This window comes from Anabaena sp. FACHB-83, assembly GCF_014697485.1.
Lineage (GTDB): Bacteria > Cyanobacteriota > Cyanobacteriia > Cyanobacteriales > Nostocaceae > Nostoc_B.
Map to the genome: position 1 here is coordinate 98,625 of NZ_JACJRY010000012.1, position 9,560 is coordinate 108,184.

Genomic DNA, 9,560 nt, shown 5'->3' on the forward strand with positions numbered 1-9,560 from the left:
AGACATAAGCAGAGACGCAGGGATAGTAATACTTTGTTCCTTAATCTTTATCCAAATTTCACAAAATGAGAAACACTTCTAGGTGTTGCTGATTAGCTGGATGTTTTTTGTTTCGCACAAAAACGCAAAAAATTTTTACCGGGCTGAAATAGCAAGATTTTATACTTGAGCTAACATGACCAAGATTTAGCTGAAATCTAGTATAGAGAAGCTAAAAACGTATTTTTTAATATCAGTATTTTTGAGTTGCTAATATAATTTTCTTTTTTAACGTTTACATCAGCCAACGTAAACATTTGTTACAGAATCCTTTGATACCAATTTTTAGTAAGTAATATTGTCGTTTTACCCCCGCTATCCAAGGGTAATTACTTAGATAAAGCTGACATATAAGCATCTAATTTATTATTTCGCCGGAGATAAATATCAATAGCTATTCAAGCTAATTCAGAACTTGTAACAGACAAAGAAAATGACTGCGAACAACAATTGAGTAAGCATTTTCATTCTTCTTGCTAACACTCGTCATAGTGGCATTAATATGGCAAAAATAGGATTACTAATCGGTGTTGATGAATACGAACCTGGATTAAATCCTCTTCCAGCAGCAGGGAAAGATATTGAAGCATTACGTCGAGTTTTACAAGATCCTGAGATGGGAGATTTTCATGAGTTAAAAAGCTTAAAAAATCCTGATCCTCAGATAATGCAATATGAAATTGAAGCACTTTTCTCAGAACGAACAAAAGAAGATTTAATTCTTTTGTATTTTTCTGGTCATGGTATTAAAGATGATGCGGGTAACTTATATTTTGCAACCCGCGCAACCAAGAAAAACTCCAAAGGAGAATTAGTTAGGTCTACAGCAGTTCCAGCTAGTTTTATTCATGAAGTAATGAAACGTAGTCGAGCCAAACGTCAGGTAATTATCTTAGACTGCTGTTTTAGTGGAGCATTCGACCCAATTTTATTTGCAAAAAATGATAATTCTATTGATTTACAAGGACAACTAGGTTCAGAAGGGCGTGTTGTGCTTGCATCTTCTAGTTGTACTGAATATTCTTTTGAACAAGAAGGGGCGGAACTATCTGTTTATACTCGTTATTTAATAGAAGGTATCGAAACAGGAGCCGGGGATTTGAATAGAGATGGACAAATATCAATCTTAGAACTCCATGAATATGCTAGTTGTAAGATACAAGAATTCTTACCGAATCTCAATCCTAAAATTATTGTCATGCGAGATAAGGGTTTTGAAATTATTTTAGCAAAAGCTAAATGTCATCCTCCCCATGTTTTAGGAACAACTCATAGTAAAATTAAAATCGGAGAAATTAAGTTAGAATATTCCAGTAAACTCAACAATGATAGGTACTATAATCCTATCCCCAGTCTATTACAGCCGTTTGAGTCATTTATTAGTAGGTTAATTACTAAATTAGACGAATTTTCGGAGAGACTTTTATCTAAATATAAAGAAGAAACTCCTGTAATTCAAAATTTTATTCTAGAAATCATCAGATTAACTTCCGATGCAGACTTAGTGTTTGTCATGAGTCGTGCTAACCATCAAAATGTTTGGGATATTAAAGCACAGAGTCATTTTAGCGAAGTTATTGATGATGATGATTATGCTGAGATTATTAAAAATAAAATCCTGGCTAATCTTCCGATTAACTCTATATTTACTTCAGACCATCATGGAATTTTTAGAATCCACTATGATGAACAAGCATCAGTATCTAAAGCCTTTATATTAATACCTTTAGATACATTAGATAATGAATTTATTTTAGTCTGTGGTTTACTGCGAGATTCTTACTTACTCAGTGATGCTTACTGTACGATTATCTCTAGTTTCTACTTATCTAGTCAAAAATTCTATCTCCAATCCGCCAGAGTAGAAGCATCCATTCTGGATAACTTAAAGAAAGTATATGGATTTGTCCCAATTTCTTTTTATGAGAAAAGATTTAGTCTTTTCTGCGATCGCCTAGCTAAAATTATTATCTATTTTGAGCCGATTCTTGATTTAGACACATTTTCAATTAGTGGCTGGGAGGCTTTAGCCCGTGATCCAGATAGTTTAACTGCGCCTGTAGATTTATTTTATGCTGCTGAGTTGTGGGGGCGTAAGTTTACCATAGAGTTAGATAAATTTCTCCTCAGATTAGCGGCTGATAGCTACAGAAAAGCATTGATAGAAGCCAAACAAAATAGAGCCTATGAGATACTACCTTTGTCTGTGAATGTATATCCAGAATCTTTGATGCGAACAGCTTATTTTGAAACTGTGCGTGAAATTGTCAAGGAAGGAAAAAGCAATCAAATTCCAGCGAGAAAACTAATTTTGGAAATTTCCGAAAAAGCTGATTTACCTATGTATCAGGATGGAGTCAAACTGCTATCGCCATTAGATACATTTAAATTGAGATTATCTAAATATGTCCAAGAATTAAAAATTAAATTTGGAATTGATGATTTTGGTGTAGGTTATGCTTCAGTTTCTCGATTAGCTGGACTTAACCCGCCTTATGTCAAAATTGATCGAGAAATTCTGCATCGTGAACCAGTGAGTGTGATTATCAATTTTGTTCAACAGATAGTTTCATCTACCAATCCACTCAATCCTGCCAGTATTATTGTTGAGGGATTAGATAAGACTTCGCCAGTGAAATTATGTCAATTGAGAAAATTAGATATTAGTTATGTACAAGGTCATTTAATTGGCAAAGCGGAACCGGGAATTTATCGTTTATCTCAAGAAAAAAGTGAGTTTTTGCGAGAACAAATTTTTGCAGAATAACTCATGCAATACTCGGCTTTGTTAAGCCCATAAAACTTGATTTTCAACTAATTTAGGGTTATTAACATCAAATCTAATAGTAGTAGCCGCCCAGTTTTTTAAATCTGGTGCTAACCAAACAAGCTGACTGAGAACTTCATCGTTAACCCACAGTACTACGGGGAAATGCAGATTTTTGCGAAACTCATCACGCATCAGATTCGTACTAATTAGCAGTTGCGGAATGGCTACGACTGATTCTAAACCATGCACCATCAAAGCTTGAGGATGAGAAAGACCAATATTATTAGTGATTGTCGTATAAAGTGTTTCATCTGTAGGGGACAAGATAAGTTCTTGGATAGCTACCGATGACAATTCTTTGACAAATTTTAATATCTGCTGTCGTTTAGAGATAGAGTCACAACAGACTAGTATCAAAGAAAATTCTCCAGCAGCAACCTTAATTGCTCTTGCTAACCTCTCTGCTGCGGCTGCATTATTTCCTAAGTTTTCTGGGGAATTACTGGTAGTATTCATTACATACCCTGCATTTGATATTCAAAATAGATAGTTATTATAGTGAAGTTACTTAATTAAGAGTTATTTATATTACATTTTTGGAGTTAGGAATAAGTGGAATTTTTTGCTGATAATAAATAGCATACTCCTAAACCTCCAAGATTAGGGAAAAAAATTAAGATTTGTATACAGATGATAGATAAGGCTTTGTGTAACTATAGTTACAATGTCATGAAAGCAAGATAGGACTGAGGCACGAAGGTTGTCTGTTAAAAATGGGTGTAAGGGTTTAAGGGTGTAGGGGTGTAACTGGTTTATAATCAGCACTTTGTACTTTGTTTTAGCAGATGAGTAAGCAACTTCTGTTGGGGTATGCCAGTCAATTGTCCATATTTTCTGTTGTTTGTAACCAAATATGAAAAGATTTCTCAAGCGGTGTGTTGAGGTAGTGGTTTGGAATGTGGGTCAAAGTCGCAAACAAGCTTTCTTTGGCGTTATGGTTGTTCTCAGCGCGATCGCTACATTCCTACTTTCGTTTCCCATTGCAGCACAAAACCTGCCAGCAAATTCAGAATTAAGGGGAGTATGGTTAACTAATATTGATAGTGATGTGTTGTTTGAACGCAACCGTCTCAAGAATGCTCTACAAAAGCTGGATGAATTAAACTTCAATACTGTTTATCCGGCGGTGTGGAATTGGGGATATACATTATATCCCAGCAAAGTAGCCGCGAAAGTTATTGGGCGATCGCTTGATCCCACACCAGGGTTGCAAGGGCGCGATATGCTCAAAGAAATTGTTGATACAGGACATAAACAAGGGCTAACGGTGATTCCTTGGTTTGAATTTGGCTTTATGGCTCCTGCTGATTCTTTATTAGCCAAAAACCGTCCCCAGTGGCTCACAAGTCGCAGCAATGGTACAAAAATTGTCAAAGAAGGTATACATGATCGAGTTTGGTTAAATCCCTTCCACCCAGATGTTCAGAAATTTATTCAAGATTTAATCGTGGAAATTGTGCGTAACTACGACATTGATGGGATTCAATTTGATGACCATTTTGGCTTGCCTTCAGAATTAGGCTACGATGCTTATACAGTGGCACTTTATAAAAAAGAACATGGTGGCAAAGCACCCTCGAAAAATTCTAAAGATCCAGAATGGGTGCGCTGGCGAGCCAATAAAATCACCGATTTTATGAAGCGGGTATTTACAGCGATTAAAACCACGAAAAAGAACTGCTTAGTATCTGTTGCACCTAATCCTCAGCGTTTTTCTTACGAATACTTTTTAGCCGACTGGCAAAAATGGGAACGTCTGGGGCTAGTGGAAGAATTGGTGTTGCAGATATATCGAGATGATTTGAATGTATTTATCAAAGAATTAGAATATCCAGAGGTGAAAGCGGCGCGTAGTCACATACCTGTGAGTATTGGAATTATAACTGGATTGAAGAACAAAAATGTCCCCATTGACCAAATTCAAACCCAGGTACAAAAAGTACGCGATCGCAACTTTGCTGGTGTCTCTTTCTTTTTCTATGAAACGCTGTGGAACTTAACCAAAGAATCAGCCACAGTACGTCAAGACGGCTTACAAAAGATGTTCCCCACACCAGCAAATTATCCTAATTTATTGGCAGGCTGGAATAAGACTGTCAAAGGTAAAACAACTTGAGACTTTACATTTAATCTAGAATCTAAAATTCTATGAATTCAAGCCACTGGGTTGTTTTGAGAACCAAAGTAACGCAGTGGCTACTGATTGGGTTAAATGGATGGGTTGAAGTATGGTGATGAAAGCGATAATAAGCCGATAGTGAGCAATTATTTGGTAATGCTTTGTGTACTTTTTTGACTAACTTAAAATTATAAAAGCAATATTTGATTTAATATTTCTGCATAGGGTGTTTGTAGAAAGTAGTAATTTATGTCAGAAATACATCAACAAGAAATCAACGATTTAAGGGCATTGAATTTAACACCCAAACAAATAGCCCGAAAATTAGGGATTAAAGTTTCAGAGGTTAATGCCGCAATTCAAAATCAAGCGCAGCAAACTACATTAGATAGATTAGCTTCAGGAGAACTAAACCCTGTATACCAGTGTTTAGCCAGCGAAAATTTGCTCCAACTATTGCCTCACAACTCATCAGAGAATGTTATCAAAAATCTGTTAACCAAAATTATCCCAGCAAAGAAAAATGATGATATTGAGCGTGGCTTAGGATTAGTAGTGATTGCCAGAGAAGCTCGATACAATCAAATCACGGTTTGTAGCTATCTTTTAGATGTTTGGTGCCTGGGTATTAAAGATACAATCCCACCACGTACATTAGACCGACAAGAATTTAAAAACTTTGTCGAACTATTATTCGAGCCATTTCCCCAAACACCAAAAGAGATTCCGCTTGAAGTTGCGGCTGGAATAATATTTAGTACTTGCGAATATGCCGAAAATTTAGGATTTAAACCACACAAAGACTTTGAAAAATCACGCTCACACGTCGGAAACTGGGATGGAAAAATACGCATTGAATGTGGACGTAACGGAAAACCATGCTTTGTTAGTGGCCCCTACGATAACTCAAAAAAAATTCTCGAAACACTTAAAAATAGCAAGGGTGAAGGCAACTTTGATTTTATAGTTGGTTCTGCACCTATGGGAGGTGATTTTTGGTAACTGCTGTTTAGAACTTGCTAAACGTGACTTTATCGGACAGATTTAAAGTCTTTTACTTTTCAAGTATTCTGCTTAGTGATGAGTCTAAACCTCATCAAAAGTAGCTGGATAAACAACCTTTCCCGTATACTTGGGCTGATAGTTTTGCAGTGGTTTCACCATAAAAACATCATCCGGTACGGGAAAAGGAGACTTGATTTGATAAATAACAGAAGTCTGAAAACCAAAGCGATGATAAAAGTGGGGATGACCTAATACAATTACTAAAACTTCTCCTCTGTCATCGGCTATTTTTAACCCTGCTGCTATTAAGGCGCTGCCAATTCCTCGTCTTTGAAATTGGGGATGAACTGCCAACGGTGCTAAACCAATTACTTTGATTTTTTCTGTATTTACTAGGTCAATATAGCTAAATAAAATGTGACCAACTAGAAGATTATCTATTTCCGCCACTAATGAAAGTTCTGGAATATAGCGGTCGGAAAGACGAATTTTATCTATTAGATTAGCCTCATTTTCTTGTCCAAAGGCTAATCTATTTACCTCAGCTATTGCCGGGTAGTCTAACACAGCTTCACAGCGAATGTTGAGCATTATAAAACCAATTTCTAAAAATTGAGTGATGAGGAAGCTAAATTATTTTAATCACAATTTTTACACTTGTGAGCTTCCACATCCCCCAAACTCTTGATTTGTCCTACTCCCCACTCCCCAATTTCTAATCTTTTTGCAGGTAAATGCTGATAATATGTAGACCAAGACCTAATCCCCAACCCAATAGCGGGTAAATTGCCCAGAAGTAACTAGGGCTAGTTGTTAAATTCAACACAATTAAAAACAGATTCACCACAAGATAACTAATCAGATGTGGTTTGATTTTTTGTAAGCGGTGAGCATTAGACCTTTGTCGCCGTTTGATGATTTCTTTTTCCTGCTGCCATTGTTGTTGGGCTGTTTGCAGGCTAATAAATGAAATACCTAATTCTGCCGCCATTTCTTGTAACTGCTGTTCCGAAAATTCGTCTTTTTGCTGATCAGCCATTGCTCGCTGAAGAATTTGCTGTACATCTTCTGAGCGAAAGCTTGTCATAGATTTAGGCTCCTAGATTCCATGAGGGATGGTGACAGAGTTACCAAGAATTAATTTTTGGCTTTCTATCTGTCGCCATCATTGTGCAGATCAAGGTAAAATTTTGTCCTTTCAGAACTTTTTCCATTTAAAATTGTTTGACTCTTTCGACTCTGGCTCTGGCTGTATCAGTGCGTTTGGTGATGGGAACAAGTTTTGTCGCCGCAGCTAAACCAAAAGCTGGCATATTGCCGTAAATTGCTTCGTAGTGTCCGGGTTCGATGATGTAAGTTTCGTGCCAAATCCCCACACTGCCATCGTTACCAACGGCTTTGTTGAAGCGTTGCCAAGCGGGTAAATGCAGATCCGAAGGATTGCGAGCAAAATTTTCTAAATCTGCAAGCGATCGCCAGTATGACACCATCAACGCCGATAAGGGAGACACCTGAAAAAACTGTTCTCCACCCAAAAAGCCTTTTTCGGGATGCTCTTTTAAGGTTTTTAGCATTGGAGTCATTGCTTGCGCCACCGGTAGCCATTTAGAAAAAGACCAAAATTGGTTAACACGCATCCCAATCAAGAAAACTACAAATGGTGAGTCTACTTCGGCGGTGAAGCGTCCTGGCATGATTGTTGTCATGGCTAAATTCTCTGAATGTTGTAATTATTCAACTAAGTTATTATTCACATAGTTGAATATAATCAACATGATATATTCAACTATGTGAATATGTCAACAAAAAACTATGGCTTTAGCCCACGCAATTTTGTCAGTGTTGATCAATAGCCCTTGTAGCGGTTACGACTTGGCTAAAAGGTTTGATAAATCTGTAGAAGGTTCAGTAGGTTTTTTTTGGGAAGCCAGCTTTCAGCAGATTTATCGAGAGTTAAATCGCTTAGAAGAACAAGGCTGGCTACAAGCAGAAAAAGTCTTGCAAGAAAATCGCCCAGATAAAAAAATTTACTCAGTCACAGACTTAGGTAAACAGCAATTATGTGAATGGATTGCGACAGCCGAAACAGCAACCCCATTTAAAAGTGATTTACTTATCAAGCTATATGCTGGGTATTTAGTAAACCGTGAAATTATTCTGACAAAACTCGAAACTCACCAAAGTCAACATCAACAAAGGTTAGCAGTCTATCAAGAAATTGAGAAAAAGTTCTTTCTTCAACCCCAAGAATTACCAGATGAATTGAAATTTCAATATGTCACTCTCCGTTGTGGTATTCAGACGGAAAAGGCTTGGCTGGCTTGGTGTGCGGAAATGATTGCTTTTTTAAGCAACCCCACCTAAAACATTGATTTGAGAAGCTAAATAAATATGGAATCTTATATCCATTAAGATGGCCAATTCATAACATCAGGTTAATATTTGGATGTAATTGTAAGCAATACTTAGTATATTCTTGCTATTTTTTCGTCAAAATTGCCATCATGGAACTCGATGAAGAGTTACGCAACTTAGTCATTCAAGCCTGCGGTTATCCCCCTGGAAGTCCACAGCGTCAAAAGCTGCTGACCAAAATCATCCGTTTAACTTCCGGTAGACTTTGGCGAGAAAGTACTCCCTATTATCAAGACGCATTGCAACAAACTTGGTTATATTTCTGTCGTAACATTTGTGATGGCTTAACAGGTCAAACCTATGACCCCAGCTATGGGACTGTAGTAACTTGGCTAAATGCCTATCTCAAACGCAGACTCCAAGACTTTTACCTCAACTATCATCGAGAACAAGCCTTAACAGTTCCTCTGCAAGTGCGCCAGTCTTGGCAAGGTGGAAATGGAGAAATTGTTGATTTAACTGATAATCTCCAAGCTACACCCCAAGTACCGCCGATTCTCGAAAACGTGGAAATATGGGCAAAAATAGATGCAGATGGCGAATTACGGGGTACTTACGTTAAAGGTCGCCCAGACGTAAACTGCCAGGTATTAATTCTCAAACGCTTACCACCGGAAGTTAGCTGGAAAGAACTCTCAGAGGAATTTGGCTTACCTGTTCCTACCCTGAGTAGCTTTTATCAGCGTCAATGTCTGCCACGGTTGCGAAACTTTGCGGAATCTGAAGGCATTTTATAAAGGTAGAAGATGGTAACAATTTTTAAGGGGAGAGGGGCTAGAGGCTAGAGAAATGTACCTCATCCAGATAACATATACTCTAACCGCATTTGCATTAGCGTTAGTTATACTAGCAGACCAGTTAACGATAGTAACAGGCTTTGAAGTTGATCATCTGTCTCCGTACTGACAGTCTTTACTACATCTTTATGAATCGCTAAAAATATAGTATAAATAGTAGCAGGCAATATTTGAGATTTTTCGGCTTACAGTCAAAAAAATTAATTTTCTTTATAGTGAAATTGCTTAAATAAATGAAACTCTTAATACCTTTAAAATCTAAGTGATAACAAATTGGTTGATGTGGGTAAATGATTTTGATGGACAGGGATTTTGTAACTTCTTTCTCTGTAGATTCCCTCAGCCTTGAACTCTA

The 9,560-nt window shown here is 37.2% G+C and carries 9 protein-coding genes; 5 read left to right on the forward strand and 4 right to left on the reverse strand.

Translation table 11 applies throughout. The features are described from left to right. Positions 1-541 precede the first annotated feature (541 nt). Positions 542-2,806: a caspase, EACC1-associated type gene (locus H6G79_RS36790; RefSeq protein ID WP_242048408.1), complete on the forward strand. Its 2,265-nt coding sequence runs from the start codon at positions 542-544 to the stop codon at positions 2,804-2,806. A gap of 21 nt (positions 2,807-2,827) precedes the next feature. On the opposite strand, the gene H6G79_RS16340 is transcribed toward H6G79_RS36790, so the two are convergent. After that, positions 2,828-3,325: a hypothetical protein gene (locus H6G79_RS16340; RefSeq protein WP_190591705.1), complete on the reverse strand. Its 498-nt coding sequence runs from the start codon at positions 3,323-3,325 to the stop codon at positions 2,828-2,830. A gap of 397 nt (positions 3,326-3,722) precedes the next feature. On the opposite strand from H6G79_RS16340, the gene H6G79_RS16345 reads away from it, so the two are divergent. Both H6G79_RS16345 and H6G79_RS16350 read left to right on the forward strand, forming a co-directional pair. Further along, the gene (locus H6G79_RS16345; RefSeq protein WP_190591704.1) at positions 3,723-4,985 is read left to right on the forward strand and encodes a glycoside hydrolase family 10 protein; all 1,263 of its coding nucleotides are present in this window, start codon (positions 3,723-3,725) and stop codon (positions 4,983-4,985) included. Between the two features lie 252 nt (positions 4,986-5,237). Further along, the gene (locus tag H6G79_RS16350; protein WP_190591703.1) at positions 5,238-5,990 is read left to right on the forward strand and encodes a DNA-binding response regulator; all 753 of its coding nucleotides are present in this window, start codon (positions 5,238-5,240) and stop codon (positions 5,988-5,990) included. A gap of 84 nt (positions 5,991-6,074) precedes the next feature. Here the strand turns inward: H6G79_RS16350 and H6G79_RS16355 are convergent, their stop codons facing one another. The 3 genes from H6G79_RS16355 to H6G79_RS16365 all read right to left on the reverse strand — a co-directional run bounded on the left by H6G79_RS16355 (position 6,075) and on the right by H6G79_RS16365 (position 7,699). Next, the gene (locus tag H6G79_RS16355; protein WP_190591702.1) at positions 6,075-6,584 is read right to left on the reverse strand and encodes a GNAT family N-acetyltransferase; all 510 of its coding nucleotides are present in this window, start codon (positions 6,582-6,584) and stop codon (positions 6,075-6,077) included. Between the two features lie 124 nt (positions 6,585-6,708). After that, positions 6,709-7,080 carry a 2TM domain-containing protein gene (locus H6G79_RS16360; protein WP_190591701.1) on the reverse strand — a complete coding sequence of 124 codons (372 nt, stop codon included), beginning with the start codon at positions 7,078-7,080 and terminating at the stop codon, positions 6,709-6,711. 127 nt (positions 7,081-7,207) lie between these two features. After that, positions 7,208-7,699 (reverse strand): DUF4188 domain-containing protein, encoded by a 492-nt coding sequence (locus H6G79_RS16365; RefSeq protein ID WP_190591700.1) that lies wholly within the window; start codon positions 7,697-7,699, stop codon positions 7,208-7,210. A 106-nt stretch (positions 7,700-7,805) separates the two neighbouring features. On the opposite strand from H6G79_RS16365, the gene H6G79_RS16370 reads away from it, so the two are divergent. Beyond that, a complete protein-coding gene (locus H6G79_RS16370) occupies positions 7,806-8,357 on the forward strand; it encodes a PadR family transcriptional regulator (RefSeq protein WP_190591699.1) in 552 nt (183 codons plus the stop codon). A 137-nt stretch (positions 8,358-8,494) separates the two neighbouring features. After that, positions 8,495-9,145 (forward strand): sigma-70 family RNA polymerase sigma factor, encoded by a 651-nt coding sequence (locus H6G79_RS16375; protein WP_190591773.1) that lies wholly within the window; start codon positions 8,495-8,497, stop codon positions 9,143-9,145. Positions 9,146-9,560: the final 415 nt, after the last annotated feature.

Bases quoted from the DNA above. Each gene is read 5' to 3' on its own strand.
- H6G79_RS16350 (WP_190591703.1), top strand. From the start codon at position 5,238: ATGTCAGAAATACATCAACAAGAAATCAACGATTTAAGGGCATTGAAT.
- H6G79_RS16340 (WP_190591705.1), bottom strand. From the start codon at position 3,325: ATGAATACTACCAGTAATTCCCCAGAAAACTTAGGAAATAATGCAGCC.
- H6G79_RS16365 (WP_190591700.1), bottom strand. From the start codon at position 7,699: ATGACAACAATCATGCCAGGACGCTTCACCGCCGAAGTAGACTCACCA.
- H6G79_RS16360 (WP_190591701.1), bottom strand. From the start codon at position 7,080: ATGACAAGCTTTCGCTCAGAAGATGTACAGCAAATTCTTCAGCGAGCA.
- H6G79_RS16370 (WP_190591699.1), top strand. From the start codon at position 7,806: ATGGCTTTAGCCCACGCAATTTTGTCAGTGTTGATCAATAGCCCTTGT.
- H6G79_RS36790 (WP_242048408.1), top strand. From the start codon at position 542: ATGGCAAAAATAGGATTACTAATCGGTGTTGATGAATACGAACCTGGA.
- H6G79_RS16345 (WP_190591704.1), top strand. From the start codon at position 3,723: ATGAAAAGATTTCTCAAGCGGTGTGTTGAGGTAGTGGTTTGGAATGTG.
- H6G79_RS16355 (WP_190591702.1), bottom strand. From the start codon at position 6,584: ATGCTCAACATTCGCTGTGAAGCTGTGTTAGACTACCCGGCAATAGCT.